Source organism: Bacillus ndiopicus, assembly GCF_000612805.1.
Lineage (GTDB): Bacteria > Bacillota > Bacilli > Bacillales_A > Planococcaceae > Metasolibacillus > Metasolibacillus ndiopicus.
Genome location: NZ_HG964405.1, coordinates 569777 through 586367 on the forward strand (window position 1 = coordinate 569777; position 16591 = coordinate 586367).

13 protein-coding genes are annotated in these 16591 nt (G+C 37.9%); 7 read left to right on the top strand and 6 right to left on the bottom strand.

Going from position 1 to position 16591, the window contains the following annotated elements; all coding sequences use genetic code 11:
- Positions 1-56 precede the first annotated feature (56 nt).
- Positions 57-524: a sigma-70 family RNA polymerase sigma factor gene (locus TY13_RS10905; RefSeq protein WP_052344310.1), complete on the top strand. Its 468-nt coding sequence runs from the start codon at positions 57-59 to the stop codon at positions 522-524.
- Positions 521-1816 carry a DUF4179 domain-containing protein gene (locus TY13_RS10910; RefSeq protein WP_042475459.1) on the top strand — a complete coding sequence of 432 codons (1296 nt, stop codon included), beginning with the start codon at positions 521-523 and terminating at the stop codon, positions 1814-1816. The genes TY13_RS10905 and TY13_RS10910 overlap by 4 nt, the downstream gene beginning before the upstream one ends.
- Positions 1817-1861: 45 nt before the next feature.
- Here the strand turns inward: TY13_RS10910 and TY13_RS10915 are convergent, their stop codons facing one another.
- The gene (locus TY13_RS10915) at positions 1862-2365 is read right to left on the bottom strand and encodes a ferritin (RefSeq protein ID WP_042475460.1); all 504 of its coding nucleotides are present in this window, start codon (positions 2363-2365) and stop codon (positions 1862-1864) included.
- A 233-nt stretch (positions 2366-2598) separates the two neighbouring features.
- On the opposite strand from TY13_RS10915, the gene TY13_RS10920 reads away from it, so the two are divergent.
- Positions 2599-3675 (top strand): mechanosensitive ion channel family protein, encoded by a 1077-nt coding sequence (locus TY13_RS10920; RefSeq protein WP_042475463.1) that lies wholly within the window; start codon positions 2599-2601, stop codon positions 3673-3675.
- A 166-nt stretch (positions 3676-3841) separates the two neighbouring features.
- Here TY13_RS10920 and TY13_RS10925 read toward each other — a convergent pair whose 3' ends face one another.
- From TY13_RS10925 to TY13_RS10940, 4 genes are all read right to left on the bottom strand, one after another.
- Positions 3842-4714 carry a glycine betaine ABC transporter substrate-binding protein gene (locus TY13_RS10925; RefSeq protein WP_042475465.1) on the bottom strand — a complete coding sequence of 291 codons (873 nt, stop codon included), beginning with the start codon at positions 4712-4714 and terminating at the stop codon, positions 3842-3844.
- Positions 4715-4727: 13 nt separating this feature from the next.
- Entirely contained in the window at positions 4728-5576 is an 849-nt protein-coding gene (locus TY13_RS10930) for an ABC transporter permease (protein ID WP_042475467.1), read from the bottom strand.
- Positions 5569-6768, bottom strand: coding sequence for a quaternary amine ABC transporter ATP-binding protein (locus TY13_RS10935; RefSeq protein ID WP_042475469.1), 1200 nt, complete (start codon positions 6766-6768; stop codon positions 5569-5571). Before TY13_RS10935 ends, TY13_RS10930 begins: the two co-directional genes overlap by 8 nt.
- A gap of 271 nt (positions 6769-7039) precedes the next feature.
- On the bottom strand, positions 7040-7669 hold the full coding sequence (locus TY13_RS10940) for a GntR family transcriptional regulator (RefSeq protein ID WP_042475470.1): 630 nt from the start codon (positions 7667-7669) through the stop codon (positions 7040-7042).
- Positions 7670-8478: 809 nt separating this feature from the next.
- Between TY13_RS10940 and TY13_RS10945 the strand changes: the two genes are divergently transcribed.
- The 4 genes from TY13_RS10945 (at position 8479) to abc-f (ending at position 15088) form a co-directional block, all read left to right on the top strand.
- Positions 8479-11661: a putative Ig domain-containing protein gene (locus tag TY13_RS10945; protein ID WP_042475472.1), complete on the top strand. Its 3183-nt coding sequence runs from the start codon at positions 8479-8481 to the stop codon at positions 11659-11661.
- A 196-nt stretch (positions 11662-11857) separates the two neighbouring features.
- Complete coding sequence (locus tag TY13_RS10950) at positions 11858-12562, top strand: SIR2 family NAD-dependent protein deacylase (RefSeq protein WP_042475475.1); 705 nt, start codon at positions 11858-11860, stop codon at positions 12560-12562.
- 56 nt (positions 12563-12618) lie between these two features.
- Positions 12619-13044, top strand: coding sequence for a GatB/YqeY domain-containing protein (locus tag TY13_RS10955; protein WP_042475479.1), 426 nt, complete (start codon positions 12619-12621; stop codon positions 13042-13044).
- Between the two features lie 418 nt (positions 13045-13462).
- Entirely contained in the window at positions 13463-15088 is a 1626-nt protein-coding gene (gene abc-f, locus TY13_RS10960; protein WP_042475482.1) for a ribosomal protection-like ABC-F family protein, read from the top strand.
- A 185-nt stretch (positions 15089-15273) separates the two neighbouring features.
- On the opposite strand, the gene TY13_RS10965 is transcribed toward abc-f, so the two are convergent.
- Positions 15274-16200: a class I SAM-dependent methyltransferase gene (locus TY13_RS10965; RefSeq protein WP_042475901.1), complete on the bottom strand. Its 927-nt coding sequence runs from the start codon at positions 16198-16200 to the stop codon at positions 15274-15276.
- Positions 16201-16591: the final 391 nt, after the last annotated feature.

The window sequence follows — 16591 nt, forward strand, 5'->3', positions numbered from 1 at the left end:
AATTTTTTGAACGATTTATGATATCCTACAGTCTAATTTATAAGGAGGTGCTTAAGATGGACGAAGAGAGCTTGCTTCATCTTCTTGAAGTGCAAGAGGGGCGTCTTTATAAAATTGCTTACGCTTATTTACACAATGAACAGGATGCGCTTGATGCTTATCAGGAGCTTGTTTATCGCGCGTTAAAGCATGGACATAAAGTACGTGAGCCGGATTTTATGGCAACATGGCTTGTGCGAGTGTTAATAAATATTTGTTTAGATATGAAAAAGAAACAGCAATCTACTGTAGCTTTAGAAACGAGTTTAGAGCCAGCTACTTACGATAGGCATTCGGTGGAGCTTGATGAATTGCTTGCGCAACTTTCCCCGGCTGAGCAAGAGCTTATTTACTTGAAATATATGGAGGATTTAAAAAATCAGGATATTGCAGAGCGGAAAAATATCCCGGAAGGCACAGTAAAATCGAGAATACATATGACGTTGAAAAAGCTGCGTCATTTTTTGAAGGAGGAGAGAGGATGAAAAAGGAGGAGCAGCTACTTGAAATGCTTGAGCAAATTAAAGTGCCGCAAGATGCTTTAAAGCAGGCAAGATTTCTTGCGATAAATAGACGAAAAAGGGAAAAGCGTCAGCAAAAACGCATGCTACAGCTCGGACTTTCCGCAGCCTTAATTTTCCTTGCGCTGACATTAAGCATCCGTCTTTCACCGCAAATCGCAGAGGCGGCGGCAAAAATTCCATTGCTTGCTCCCTTTGTAGAAATAATTACGTATGATAAAGGGATGAAGGATATTTTAGCAAATGATTATGCGCAAAATATCATTGTGCAAGATGAACAAAGCGGCAAGAAATTTACCATAACAAGCGTCGTAGCAGATGAAACGGGTTTATTAATCGCTTATCGTTTTGAAAATAACGAGGCGATAACTCGTTCTGCTGAATTTAAAGAAGTAAAATTGATGCAAAATGGAGAAGCCTTGCCTGCTGGTGTGACGATGCATTTTAATGGCTCAGAGGATAAAACAGTGATGGAAAGTACATTGGACTTTATCTTTGTAGAAAATAGAAAGCCCTATGGTAATGATTTTGAGCTTGTTGTGCAATTAAATGATACGCAAGAAACAACCTTTACGTTGCCATTTTCATTATCAAAGCAGCTAGCTCCAAGTAAGCAGTATGTGATTAATAAGCAGCTAGTAGTTGATGGTCAAGAGATACTTGTGAATAGCGTGTATATTTCTCCACTACGAGTGGAAGCTAGCTTTACCATCCCTGAAACAAACACAAAGCGCATTTTAGATTTTGACTTGCGTTTAGTTGATGAAACAGGCGAAGAATGGGGGCGAATGTCAAGTGGCACAACAGGCTTTGGGTCAATGAAGGATGGGGAGTTTACACGTTTTATACAAAGTAATTATTTCCGTGAGCCAAAGTCTTTAACATTAATTATTGAAAATATTGAGGCGCTCGATAAAGGGCAGGATTATATCGAGGTTGATTTTAGTAAAAAGCAAGTTTTATATGTACCAGAGAAGCTGGATGTAAAGCTGGAGATTCCAACAGAAGCCTCTATTCATGCGGTTTATCCGTTAGCCAAAGCGGAACACAGCAAGCCGCTACTACAAACTTTAATTGATGCCAATGGCAAGGAATGGTGGTCAACACAAAGCTCTTCTTTGTTTGGTGATCGGAAGGAAAGTGAAAGCTCCTATATGTTTGAAAAAGGCTTTGCGAACCCTGTAAAAATGTATATTCAAAACTATCCGTTATTTTTAAACGGCAGTGGGCAAATTGAAATTTCAATACGTGAGTGATGATATAAAAGGCTATTGGGAAGATATGTCTTCCCAATAGCTTGTTTATGCTTCAGGTGTAAATGTGCGGCTTGCTAATTCAGCATCTAGCATGAAAATTGCATTAGAGTCTTTTTCAATGCGGCGTAGCTTAGCAATTAATGTATCGAATGTTGATTCTTCTTCTACTTGTTCATCGATAAACCATTTTAAAAATGCTGTAGTTGCGTGCTCACGCTCATCTAAAGCGATATCCATTAAATTATAAATACGGCGTGTTACTTCCTTTTCGTGTCCTAATGCTTTTTCGAATGCATCTAGCACTGAAGAAAAATCATTATGTGGATTTGCAAATCCGTCGATTGTTGCACGGTAGCCCATATCGCTTAAAAATGTGTAAAACTTCATTGCGTGGAAGCGCTCTTCCTCAGCTTGCACTAAAAAGAAGTTAGCAAAACCGTCGTACGATTGGTCTGTGCAATAGGCAGCCATTGCTAAATAAGCGTGTGCTGAAAAGAATTCATAATTCATTTGATCATTTAGTGCTTTGTGTAGTTTTTCTGATAACATATTAGCGTCCTCCTCAAATTGAAATTTATAATTGATAATCATTATCAATAAATATATTTTAGCCTTTTTTTAGTAATGAAGGCAAGCTTTTTCTGTTTCTAATTTGCAATAGATGTAGTTTATTGCAAAGTGAGCTACTCTAATGATATTATCTTGATTCAGAAAATGCTTTTTATACAAAGAACGATATACGAGCTGAATTTAAATTTTAAAAATTAGAAAGGACGTGGCTTATGCTCGAGTCATTTCGTCAGTTTTTCTCTGATATACAGGAAGTAACTTTGCAAAGTATTGGCGCTGCAGTCGCTTTATTATTTGTAGGCCTACTTGTTCAACAATATATAATCAAGCCTTTGATTAATGGGCTAGGGCGCTTTTTTGAAAAGCGAGGTAAAATATTTCAGGCAAGAATATTGCTACAGTTTAGCCGTGCCATTCGCTACGCTTTTTTAACATGCGTCATATTTATAAGTATATCAATTGTTTTAGATAAATGGTTGATTACACATCCAAAAACGACTAACTTATTTTGGTCATTGATGTTGTTTTTTATTTTCAAAGGATTTGCGGATGTTATTTCATATTACATTGAAAATCCAAAAAGCATTTATGCGGAGCAAAAGCCTACACAACAACATATTTTAATGCCTTTTTTCTTACGTATTGCGAAAGTAGCGGTATATGTGGCCGCATTGTTTGCGATTGCTTCACTTTGGAATTTCAATATTAACGGCTTTTTAACAGGAATTGGGCTGACGGGGGTAGCGATTGCCTTCGGTATTCGTGATACACTTGGACATTTTTTCGGTGGAATGTCTGTTGCACTCGATAAGCCGTTTCAAATTGGTGATTGGGTAGCGACAGAGGATCAGAAAATTGAGGGCATTGTGGAAGATGTCAACTTGCGCAGCACTGTTATTCAAACAGGGGATAAAGGGCTCGTTTATATCCCAAACGCCTATTTAACGAATCGTCCTATTTATAATTTATCGAAGCGCGAGAAGCGTAAATGTGAATATTATTTATATGTTTCTACAAAGAATAGCGAAGCCATATTGCGTGAGGTGTGCGAGCATTTACAAGAACAAATATACTTACATAAAAATACTGAGAAGGATGTTATTCATGTTTATGTAGATGAGCTGCGCCCGACATCATATCGCATTTTAGTGCGTTTTTTTGTAGCGACAAACGATGGGGGACAGTTGCATGCAGTGAAGCAGGATATGTTATTTGCAACGAAGCAAATTTTCGAGCAGGCAGGGATCGAGTATGCCGAGGATGAAATTTGGGTGCAAATGGGAACGTAGAATAAACTCTGAGAAATGTAGAATAAAGCTTCCAAAACGTAGAATAAATTCGAAAAAATGTAGAATAAACCTCCGAAAACGTAGAATAAAAATATTTCTCAATATCAAAACGCCAAATGGCTGACGGAAAATGCAGGAGTAAACCTGCTTTTCCGTCAGCCAAATCTTATTTTACATCTTTAATCCATGCATCTACTTTATCGCGGTTCTTTTCAATCCAATCATTTGCTGCATCTTTTGGATTCTCTCCGTTATGAATAGCAAGCATTACTTCTTCAATATCTTCCGGTGTCCATTCGAATGCATCTAACACTTTATAGGCATCAGGTGCATCCTCTTTTAAGCCTTGTCTTGCGAATGTATTAATTGTTTCTTCTCCACCAAAGGCACCTTTTGGGTCCTCCAAATATTTTAAGTCATAAGAGGCGAATTTCCAGTGCGGTGACCAGCCTGTTACAATAATTTCTTCATTGTTTGAAATAGCTTGATCAAGAGCAACCGTCATTGCACCTGAAGATGATGGAAGCAGTGTCCAGTCCGCTAAGTTAGGATAGCTCGTAATTGCAGTTTCAGCGGCACTCATTACACCAGCGCCAGCCTCAATGCCTGTAATCGTAGAGCTCGCTTCTACAGTTAAATCATCAATCGAGCTAACTTCCATATAGCTTGGTACAACTAAGCCAATTTTTGCGCCTTGTAAGTTTTCACCTAAATGTTCAAGGTTATCGCCATATTTTTCTAGCTGTGCACTATGCGTTGCTGGAAGCCAGCCCGCTACCATAGCATCTGCTTCACCTTTTGAAACAGATTCCCACATAATCGCATTATCTAAAGGTGTTAATGTTACATCATAGCCGATTTCCTCTAGTACTTGCCCTACAACATGTGTTGAAGCAACTTCTGTGTCCCATTCCACATAAGCTAAATTAATTTTTCCTAGTTTATCACCATTGTTGGATGATGAATCATCACCACATGCGGCTAATGCCACCGCAGCGCTTATTGCTGTTAATCCTAAAAACCATTTGTTTTTCTTCATGTTCAAACAACTCCTATTTTTTTTGATTTAAACTTTGTGTTAAACGGTCTACAATAATCGCAAAAATAACTAAGCTTAATCCTGCGACGAAGCCGTTTCCGACTTGTGCACGCTGCAAGGCAGATAATACTTCGCGACCGAGACCTGGTGCACCAATCATTGAAGCGATGACAACCATAGACAAGGATAATAATACTGTTTGGTTAATACCTGCCATGATTGTTGATTTCGCAAGTGGTAACTCCACTTTGAATAGTTTTTGTGCCCCTGTACTACCGAAAGAATCGGCTGCTTCAACAAGCTCTTTCGGCACTTGACGAATGCCTAAGCTTGTAAAGCGTACAGTAGGGGGGAGTGCGAAAATAACCGATGCAAAAACACCCGGTACAACACCAATCCCGAAAAAGGCAACAGCGGGAATTAAATAAACAAAGCCAGGCATTGTTTGCATAAAGTCTAAAATAGGCTTAATGCTATTTTCAGCTACATTATTTTTGGACATTAATATTCCAATTGGCACACCAAGTACGATGGCAATAATACTTGAAAAAAGTACAAGGGTGAATGTATTCATTAATTGCTCCCATAACCCTTGATTATAAATGAACAGTAGACCGAAAATTGAAAAAACTGGCAAGCCAAATTTTCTCCTTGTAGCAAAGAAGGCAAGTATGGCAACAACTAAAATAAATACGATTGGTGGGACAGCAGTAAGTAATGCTGTTACACTTTCCATCACGGACTTACCACCTGTTTGCATCACTTTAAATAGGCCAGAAAAAGTCTTTGTTAGCCAATCCATTGTGTTTTCAACGGTATCTGCTACTTCAAGCTTTGGAATATTATTTAAAAAATTATTCATTCAGCTCACCTCCTTGTGATGATGAGGCAAGTGATTCGATAATAACACCACGTATTAAAATACCGCGTAATTTACCTTCATCGACAACTGCAACGGGTGTTGGACTATCCGAAATAATCGGTAAAATATCTTGAATGACAGTTGTGGAATCCACTGTGGGCATATCTGTTTTAACAAATGATTGCACTGATTTAAGCCCGTTTTTTGCTCCTTCTAAAGCATCATTCGCTGTAATATAGCCTTTAAATTGACGTTGCTTATCAACCGCAATTAAAACGCTTATTTCTTCCTCGCGCATGCGCTGGAGGGCGACTTTTGGGCCATCGTTTTCAATATTCACAGTCATTGGACGTACCATCACATTTTCAGCGGTTAACACTTTCGAGCGATCCACATCTTCTAAGAATGTGCGTATATAATCATTGGCTGGGTTCGTTAAAATTTCCTCGCCAGTGCCGATTTGCATAATTTTTCCGTCCTTCATTATGGCGATGCGGTCACCAATACGTAACGCTTCATTTAAATCATGCGTAATAAAAATAATCGTTTTTTGAACATTTGCTTGAAGCTCTAATAATTCGTCTTGCATATCTTTTCGAATTAATGGATCGAGTGCAGAAAAAGCTTCATCCATTAATAAAATTTCAGGGTCATTTGCTAAAGCTCGCGCAAGACCTACACGCTGCTGCATACCACCTGATAGCTGGCTAGGGTACTGGTCTTTATACGCCAATAAACCTGCATTTTGCAAAGCCTTTTCTGCTTTCAATCGTCTCTGTTCTTTTGAAATGCCTCTTACTTCTAAGCCATATTCTGTATTTTCAAGGATTGTACGATGGGGGAATAGACCGAAGTTTTGAAATACCATACTCATTTTTTCACGGCGAATATTTTGAAGCTCGCCTTTACTTAAAGAGGTAATATTTTGTCCATCAATATGAATTTTCCCGCTAGTAGGATCTATCAATCTGTTTAACAAACGTATAAGTGTTGATTTACCACTTCCCGAAAGCCCCATAATAACAAAAATTTCACCTTCATTAACGGTGAAATTCGCATCATAAACACCGACAGTTGCACCTGTTTTTTCAAGAATTTCCGTCTTGCTTTTTTGCTGCTCTACAAGCTTTAACGCCTGGGCAGTCTGTTTACCAAAAATTTTGGTGACATGCTCTACTCTTAATTTTTCCATAGTCTCACTTCTTCTTTCCGATAAAGTTTAAGAAGCTCTTGAAAATAATTCATGGCGAATTATTTTAAGATACCTCTCCATTTACAAATAAGTAGATAATTAGATTAATCGATAACCGACAACTTTATGTTAACAACAGGTTGTTACTTTTGTCAAACGTATGTAACGAAATTGAAAAAAAATCTCCCATGCAAAGCGCTTAAACTTTGCATGGGAGATTATCATAAAATCCCTTGATGTGAATGGGTTTAGAGACTTGAATAAAATTGATTTAAACTTGCAAAAAATGTTTTACTTTAACAATCGCCTCATCATCACCAATAAAGTAAATCACATTGCCAATGTCGAGTGTTGCATATGGCCCAGGCGATAAAATTAAATTATCCTTAATGCGAATCGCTACGATTGTTGCTTGTGTATTTTGCCAAAAGTTAATTTCACTTAAATTTCTGGACAAATATGGGCATGAAGGAGTTATTTCAAGCTGAAAAGGAACGAAAGGGTTAATGGATCGGAAACGTTCAGTGCGATTAACTAATTCCTTTGCCGTTTCTTGCAGCTCCATTAGGCCACTAATTTGATTTTCAATGCTTTGCTGCAAAGCGGTTTGTAGCTCATGAACAGTTTGAACACCTTCTAGTCGTTGAATAAGCTTGACAGCATTTTCGTAGGAGGTAATAACAACACCGCTACCTTTTGTTGCTTCAACAATTTCTAAATCCTGTAGTACAGCGATTGCGCGCCGAGCTGTTTCTGCTGACACACCGTACTGTGATGCAAGGGATGAGCGCGCATAAATTTTTTCACCGATAATATATTTTTTCTCAACAATTTTTGCCGCAATATCCTCTGCAATTGTTTGATATCTTGGCTTTTTAATTAGTAATTTTTTTGATTCCATCTAGCTGTGCCTCTTTCATTATGTGCTTCTATCTATAAAATATAGATTGTTCATAAGTTGTTGATTTAATAAGTAACAAAGGAGTTTTTTAGGAATCAGCCCCAATTCCCTTTAGCTTGTCACTGAAATAGCTACAGACTGTTGTTCTAATTCTTTCATAACATTTTTACATCACCATAGTAGGAGTAAAACCTAAACATTCAGCAATCAATTTAGATATGCAGCTACTTTGTATTATAGATAAAAGAATGCATATAAGAAACGATTTTATTATAACTAGTGAAATTTTGAGCGTTTTATGTAGAAAAACAGGTGCTTGAATGTTCAACTCCCCCCTTCCTTAGTCACTCTGTTAATGCATTTGCTTTCTAAAAGGCACATGCCCATTATTATTTTTTTAAAAAGTTTTTATTTTTAACTTAATTTTAACCTTCTAATGATATGCTTCGATTACCCACAGCAAATTAATATGAACCATAATTTGTAATGTAACGTGTGAACGTATTTAAGTGAATTTTAAACCTACATCTAATGGAGAATGTATTTCTAGTTTTAACAAAAAAGTAGAATATTTTTAAATTTGATTGTAATTACATATACCGAATAGAGGTGATAAATTGAAACCGTTCCAGTGCATTTACTACGAAACAACTTTGGAAATTATTAAGAGACTAAGTACATATTTCGTTTTATCAACAATTTAGGAAGGGAAAGTCATTTCATTATCTCCAGACATAGAGAGTTGCTAACATCGTTTGGTTAGGACTGGATTGATAATGCGGAATATAGTAAGGAGGAGAAAGTTTAGGATGAAAAAAAATAGACGAAGAATGAATTTTACATCGTATCAGCAAAACTTATTTAGCAGGTACAAAATTGATGAACATTATATACAGACGAATAAACAAAAACGTGCTTGCTTAGATTTGCTGGAGCAAGTGGACAAAAAACAAGTGGTGAATGAACAAAAATTGATTCAAAAGGTTGTCAATGCATTCAGAGGCTCAAAGATTCATAGAAAAGTTGCATCATGTATGACAGTAGTAGCACTTATGATGATGTTGCAAACCACGCCAATAATGGTATATGCTGCATCTTCATTCACACTGGCAGCACAAGGCCCGGGTAGCCCTAAATTTATTGTGCTTGCAAGTGACAGAGCGTTAACAGCTGACGAAAGTATAAACTTTACAGTGAATGAAGTAAACAGTGCACCCGTACTTCAGGAAATTGGCGATCAAACAGTTAATGAGGGAGGTCTGCTGACATTCACGGCATTAGCAACAGATTCGGATTCAGCGATATTAACATACAGTTTGGTAAATGAGCCAGCAGGGGCAAGCATAAATGCCACGACAGGCGTATTCACTTGGACACCAACAGAAGCACAGGGACCAGGCAGCTATACATTTACCGTGCAAGTAAGCGACGGAGCGCTAGTTGATCAAGAAAGAATAACGGTTACGGTGAATGAAGTAAACAGTGCACCAGTGCTTCAGGTAATTGGCGATCAAACAGTTAATGAGGGAGATTTTCTGACATTCACAGTAACAGCAACTGATACGGATTTACCCGCCAATACGCTGACGTACAGCTTGGTAGGAGCACCAGTAGGAGCAAGTATAAATGCCAAGACAGGCGTATTCACTTGGACACCAACAGAAGCACAAGGACCGGGTAGCTATACATTTACCGTGCGTGTAAGCGACGGAGTGTTAACAGATGAAGAAAGTATAACGATTACGGTGAACGAAGTAAACAACGCACCAATCCTTCAGGCGATTGGTAACAAAATCGTTAATGAGGGAAGTGAGCTAACCTTCACAGCAATAGCAGCTGATATAGATTTACCAGCAAATACGTTGACGTATAGCTTGATAGGTGCACCAACAGGAGCGAGCATAAATACCATGACAGGCGTATTCACTTGGACACCAACAGAAGCACAAGGACCGGATAGCTATACATTTACCGTGCAAGTAAGCGACGGAGTGTTAATAGATGAAGAAAGCATAACGGTTACGGTGAATGAAGTAAACAACGCACCAGAGCTTCAGGCGATTGGTGACAAAATCGTTAATGAAGGAAGTGAGCTGACCTTCACAGCTTCAGCAACCGATTCGGATTCAGCGATATTAACATACAGTTTGGTAAATGAGCCAGCAGGAGCAAGCATAAATGCTACGACAGGCGTATTCACATGGACACCAACAGAAGCCCAGGGACCAGGCAGCTATACATTTACCGTGCGTGTAAGTGATGGAGCATTGACAGATGAGGAAAGCATAACGGTTAAAGTGAATGAGGTAAACAGCGCACCAGTGCTCCAAGCAATTGGCAATAAAACAGTTAATGAGAAAAGCGAGCTGACATTTACAGTAAAAGCAACTGATGAAGATATACCAGTCAATACACTAACCTATAGCTTGGTCGATGCACCAGTAGGGGCAAAGATAAATGCCACGACAGGCGTATTCACTTGGACACCAGCAGAAGCGCAGGGACCGGGCAGCTATACATTTATCGTGCGTGTAAGCGATGGAGCATTAACAGATGAGGAAAGCATAACGGTTAAAGTGAATGAGGTAAACAACGCACCAGTGCTCCAGGCAATTGGCAATAAAACAGTTGATGAGAGAAGTGAGCTGACATTTACGGCAATAGCAACGGATATAGATGGCGACTCGCTAACCTATAGCTTGGTCGATGCGCCAGCAGGAGCAAGCGTAAATGCCACGACAGGCGTATTCACTTGGATACCAACAGAAGCACAGGGACCGGGTACTTATTCGTTTAAAGTAGTGGTAAGTGATGGAGTGTTATCAGCACAAGAGAATATTGCAGTTACCGTGAATGAAGTAAACAGCGCACCCGTACTTCAGGCAATTGGCAATAAAACAGTTAATGAAGGAAGTAAGCTGACATTTACAGTAAAAGCAACTGACACGGATATACCCGCCAATACGCTGACGTATAGCATGGTTGGTGCACCGACAGGAGCAAGTATAAATGCCACGACAGGCGTATTCACTTGGACACCAACAAAAGCACAAGGTCCAGGTACTTATTCGTTTAAAGTAGTAGTAAGTGATGGAATGTTATCAGCAGAAGAGAATATTACAGTTACCGTGAATCAAATTAACAGGCCTCCAATATCTAATGATAACGATGTTACGACAACTACACCTGTTTCTGAATTAGAAACAATTAAGCATAAGATTACTTTTGAAACAAATGGTGGAAGCGCCATTTCTATTCAAAATTTAGAAAAAAATAAAAACATAATAAAACCTGAAAATCCAAAAAGAGAAGGTTATCTATTTGACGGATGGTATAAAGACTCTGAATATAAAGTTAAATGGGATTTCGATAAAGATGTAATCACTACTTCAACAACCTTATATGCAAAATGGATAGAAATTAGTAAGGAAATTGATCAAAGTGAAGAGATAGAAGAAAAACCAACTTCCCAAATTAATTTTTCGGATATTTCAACACACTGGTCAAATGAAATGATTGAAGAAATTGCAGCTCTTGATATTATAAAAGGCTATCCAGATGGAACATTTCGTCCAAATGAACCGATTCTTAGAAAACATATTGCGACAATGATTACCCGTGCATTAGATTTAAAGCCAATACGCGATATCACTTCATTTAGTGATGTATTACCAACTCATCCTTACTATGAGGAGATTCAATTGCTACAACAAGCAGGAGTTGTCGATGGAACAAACGGTCAATATAAACCAAATGAATCCTTAACTCGCGCACAATTAGCAAAGATTATTGTAATTGCTTTTGATTTTGAACTAGGTGAGGAAAGTAATTTTGGGGATTTACCTAAAAATCATTGGAGCTATCGATACGTTGCTGCTTTAGAAAAATTAGGAATTGTTCAAGGGGATAATGGAAAATTTAATCCTCAAGAACCTGTTACAAGGGCTCAATTTGTTGCAATCTTGTATAGAGCGTTAAATTTAACAAAATAATATCAAACATTAAAATAGAGTACAGAACTCGAGCTATCTAAATTGAGATGGCTCGAGTTTTTTGGGAGAGCATCTAACCCAATTATATTGCAAGTTAACAAAGGGATCGTGCAATAATAAATGCTCATGGTAATATTCGGCGCACTTAATCTTGGTATAATAATAAATATTCTTCTAAAAAAGCAGAGGGGGTTTTATGTTGGAGCAACTACAGCAAATTAAGAATTGGTTAGAAGAGTCGCGGCATACCGTCGTCTTAACTGGAGCAGGCATGTCGACAGAAAGTGGATTGGCTGATTTTCGCTCTAAAAGTGGCTGGTGGCAGCAAATTGATCCACGTACTGTCGCAACGACAGAGGCACTTACACATAATTACCAGCTTTTTCAGCAATTTTATTCAGCGAGAATCCACGCACTAGCAGACATTACGCCACATGAAGGACATCGTATTTTAGCGGACTGGCAAAAGCGTGGGCTTGTACAGCATATCGCAACACAAAATGTTGATGGTCTTCATACGTTAGCAGGGAGCCACAATGTAGATGAACTGCATGGCTCCATTCGTTCTGTGCGTTGTCAAAAATGTCATGCTGCCGCTGAAATGAGTAGTTTTTTAGCTAATGAAGCTTGTCGATGTGGTGGTCGATTGCGCCCAAACGTTGTATTGTTTGGAGAAAACTTACCTCAACAAGCGTGGAACAGTACATTATCTCATATGAAAGCAGCGCAGCTTGTCATTGTAATTGGTACAAGTTTAGAAGTATATCCCGTTAGCCAATTGCCGCATATGACAAATGGGAAAACAGCTTACATCAATTTAGAAATTGAGCAAAGCCATTTTGATATAATGCTAAAAGAGAAGGCGGGCGAAGCGTTGAAAATAATTGATGCGCTCTTATAGCTTGCGAAAGTTTAGTGAATTAACATAAAATATAAAAGGAAAAGGAGCGATTAATTATGTTAAAAACAACGGTTTTTGAACAACTAAAAGTAGCAATGAAAGAAAAAGATGTGGTAGCAAAAGGCGTATTAACGCTTGTGAAATCGGCTCTAGATCTTGCGGAGAAGGAAAAGGGAAGCATCCTAACAGAAGAAGAGGAAATTGCGATTGTTAACCGTGAAATAAAGCAAACGAACCAAGCTTTAGAAGGCGCGCAATCAGCAGGCAGAGAAGATTTAATAGAGAAAGAGCAAGCAAAATTAGAGATTTTAAAACGCTTCCTACCTAAGCAGCTTACGGAAGAGGAAATCGTTGCAGAACTAACTGCTGCTGGTATTGTAAAAGGCATGAATATGGGAGATGCAATGAAAATCGCTAAGCCACTTTTAGCTGGTAAAGCTGACGGTGCGCTTATGTCGAAAGTAGTGAAGAGCTTAATCTAATTAAATGAAAGTAATTAATCAAACGCTTTTATTTTAAAATGTGAATGCATCTATTTGTTTTTTGTGTTATACTGTCAATAATTCGAAACGGAAAGGAAGATGGGTGGCCGATGTTAAACTAACCTGATTTTTTAAACATGATGAAATATTCAACATGAAAAAAACAGGATTAGTCTGCCCATTTTCAAATAAGTATGATGAAAATAAATGTTTTTCACAGCATATGTGAAAAGCTTATTTATCTTGATTGAGCATATGTGTAAATCAAGATAAAGCCATGGTGAATGTCACAGATTTAGAAGCATGCCTTCATGAAAAATCTGGGCTTATATTAGCTGTGGTGTAAAAGTTTGGCGACTAATCCTTCCAATTTACGGGAGGATTTTTTTATTCTCCTAATTCCAAAGGGGGAGATTCTATGATGGAATTATTGAAAATACATGATGTAACAATTGAATTAGAGCAAGCGATTTTATTTAAGGATGTGCGTTTATCACTAATTGAAGGTGAGGTTGTTGGCTTAGTTGGTAAAAATGGAGCGGGCAAATCTACTTTATTGCATTTATTAAATGGTGACCTTGAGCAAAGCGCAGGTCAAATGCAGTGGCAACGCCTTGTGCAGCCGCTATATATTGTGCAGGAGCAGGAAACATATGATGAGCAGTTAAGCGGCGATGCGGAGCTTTTGGCAAAATGGCATGTGCCTCATAATGAATATGCCACATTAAGTGGAGGCGAGAAGTTGAAATTACGTCTAGCATACGGCTTTTCAAAGACCCATGATGTGCTGCTACTAGATGAGCCGACAAATCATTTGGATCAAGAGAGTATTCAACTATTAATCGAGCAAATAAAAGCCTATAAAGGAACGATTTTAGTTGCTTCACATGACCGTGCATTTTTAGACAAGGTCGCAACGAAAATTTGGGCTATCGAAAATAATGAAATAACCGCTTATAACGGTAATTATACGCATTATAAAAACGTCAGGGCTGCTGAGCGAAAAGCACAGCAACATGCCTATGAGCAACAACAGAAAAAAATCGAGCGCATTGAAGGACAGCTAACGAACTTAACAAACTGGTCGAATAAGGCACATGCACAATCAACCAAACAGGAAGGCTTTAAGGAATATCACCGAGTGAAAGCGAAGCGTACGGATGCCCAAGTAAAATCAAAAAGAAAGCGTTTAGAGCAAGAGCTTGCGACTGCAAAAGTGGAGCAAGTAGCTAAGCCATACGAGGTGCGATTTGAAATTAGTGCAAACGAAAAGCGTGGCAAGCGATTTTTGGAGGCGACAGATATTGAGAAACGTATTGCTGATAAGTTATTATTTAAAAGCAAGCACTTTACAATTATGCATGGTGAAAAAGTAGCTTTAGTAGGCAATAATGGTGCTGGAAAAACGACCTTTTTACAAATGATGATGGGGAAGGAAGCATATAATGGTAAGCTTTGGCTATCACCAACAGCATCGATAGGCTATTTATCACAAGATGTTTTTGATTTGCCATTGGAGCAAACGCCTGCTCAAATTTTCCATCGCGAAACATTTGAAGATAGAAGCACTGTACAGCATTTAATGAAGCAGCTTGGCTTTACGGCGATACATTGGGAAAACCCAATTCAGACGATGAGTATGGGGGAACGCGTAAAGCTCAAATTAATGCAATTTATTTTGCAAAATAAAGATGTTTTATTACTTGATGAACCAACGAACCATCTAGATATTGAATCTCGTGAACAGCTTGAAGCAACATTGAAGCAATTTGCTGGAACTATCATCGCTGTTTCACATGATCATTACTTTTTACAGCAAATTGCGAACGAACAGCTAGTGATTCGAGATGGCATATTAACGAAAAATATGACAAAGCAAGAAATAAAACAGGATAACAGTATGTCATTACTAGCGCTCGAAACGGAGCGACAAGCAGTATTAGGAAAATTAAGCCTTGTCAAAATGGGCTCTGAGCAATATATGGAGCTTGATAAGCGTTTCAACGAGCTGACGAAGGAAATAAATGTGTTAAAGAAGGGCTAAATAATCAAAATGAAACGAGGATAGAAAAGAATCCCTTTTCTATCCTCGTTAGTTTAAAATAGATTTTATTAATTCCAAAATCTAGCGATAACCTATGGTTCATAAAAAATTTTTATCCGATTATGGCTCAAATAGGTTTGCGTACAGTCTCTAGCGACTTAGAAGTAATGCTTTAGACTTAGAAACTATTTTTTTACAGCATGAATATAATGTACTGTCTCGAATGCAGACAAATAATCCGTCCTATTCTTAAATAAGAGTTCGTTCATCATTTCAGGTGATAGATGCTCTTTAATTTGTAATCCTGACTTTTCTAATATACTTGTAATTTCATCATATGTAAATCCTGATTTCATCGGTTCTCCGCTTGCTTCAGCAAATTTCACCAAGTTTTCCACCCGATTAGACATTCCTTTTTCTTCAAAAAGTTTTTCAGTTGCATAATCAAACACAATAGAACTGCCTGATGGAACATTTGCGAAAAAATGTTGTATCAAGGAAGCGTTTTCTTCTTTTGATAAATAATATGTGACACCCAACAGGCTAAAGAACGTTTTCTCGTTTTCAAATCCTTCCTTTACTAAGCTCTGATAAGAAAACTCAGTAGTAAAGTCCATTGGTACAAAATAAAGATTATCAGGGATGTCGAATTTAGCAGCTGCTAGCTTTTTTTTCTTTAACACTTGTGTATCCGGATGATCAATTTCAAAGATTTTTAAACTGCTTTGTAATTCTGGAAACCGGAGTGCGAAAGTATCTAGGCCAGCACCTAATATGACATACTGCTTTAGGCCAGACTTCACTTCATTAAGTAATACTTTTTCACAATAGGCAGTGCGTGCTAGAGGTATTGAAGATACCTGAACTTGTGTAATCCATTTTAAAATTTTATCTGGCTCATCTTTAAACTTTTCTCCGATATCTTTATTAAAAAATTGTATACCGTCAATCAAATTTTTACTCATAGCTGAAAATTCCTCTTGGGAAATCAACTTATTTACAATAAAATCATCTACCACTTTTGGTGAATCATACTTACTATGATACGCCCTACCAAAAGCTGATACTAAGGAAGTTAAACTTGCCCCATTTTGTTCTGAATCTGTTTCCACAGAGGCGTCTATTTCTTTTGGGATGTCACTTTTACTATTGTACGTTCGGTCAAATGCTGAACCTAAAGCTGTTACGTTTGACTCAGTTGGCTTCAATACGTTTTCCTCCCCAAATAACTACAAAATTCTCCATAATCAAGAGTAAGTCCTATTCTACACAATATAATTGCATTGTCAATAATAGCCGTCCGCACTGGAAATTGGAAGTGTTTTGATAGATGTAAAAGTATGGACAGTCAGCATCAGCTTCTATCAGTTGTACTATAGGATCTTCCTTAAGCTACCATATACTCAAAGCGGGTGGTAGTTTAAAGTTTTTTGACATTTATTTCAATCTGATTATGGCTCCAAATAGGTTTGCGTACATTATCTAGGCGTTTTGTTTTTGTCA

Bases quoted from the DNA above. Each gene is read 5' to 3' on its own strand.
- TY13_RS10905 (WP_052344310.1), top strand. From the start codon at position 57: ATGGACGAAGAGAGCTTGCTTCATCTTCTTGAAGTGCAAGAGGGGCGT.
- TY13_RS10910 (WP_042475459.1), top strand. From the start codon at position 521: ATGAAAAAGGAGGAGCAGCTACTTGAAATGCTTGAGCAAATTAAAGTG.
- TY13_RS10915 (WP_042475460.1), bottom strand. From the start codon at position 2,365: ATGTTATCAGAAAAACTACACAAAGCACTAAATGATCAAATGAATTAT.
- TY13_RS10920 (WP_042475463.1), top strand. From the start codon at position 2,599: ATGCTCGAGTCATTTCGTCAGTTTTTCTCTGATATACAGGAAGTAACT.
- TY13_RS10925 (WP_042475465.1), bottom strand. From the start codon at position 4,714: ATGAAGAAAAACAAATGGTTTTTAGGATTAACAGCAATAAGCGCTGCG.
- TY13_RS10930 (WP_042475467.1), bottom strand. From the start codon at position 5,576: ATGAATAATTTTTTAAATAATATTCCAAAGCTTGAAGTAGCAGATACC.
- TY13_RS10935 (WP_042475469.1), bottom strand. From the start codon at position 6,768: ATGGAAAAATTAAGAGTAGAGCATGTCACCAAAATTTTTGGTAAACAG.
- TY13_RS10940 (WP_042475470.1), bottom strand. From the start codon at position 7,669: ATGGAATCAAAAAAATTACTAATTAAAAAGCCAAGATATCAAACAATT.
- TY13_RS10945 (WP_042475472.1), top strand. From the start codon at position 8,479: ATGAAAAAAAATAGACGAAGAATGAATTTTACATCGTATCAGCAAAAC.
- TY13_RS10950 (WP_042475475.1), top strand. From the start codon at position 11,858: ATGTTGGAGCAACTACAGCAAATTAAGAATTGGTTAGAAGAGTCGCGG.
- TY13_RS10955 (WP_042475479.1), top strand. From the start codon at position 12,619: ATGTTAAAAACAACGGTTTTTGAACAACTAAAAGTAGCAATGAAAGAA.
- abc-f (WP_042475482.1), top strand. From the start codon at position 13,463: ATGATGGAATTATTGAAAATACATGATGTAACAATTGAATTAGAGCAA.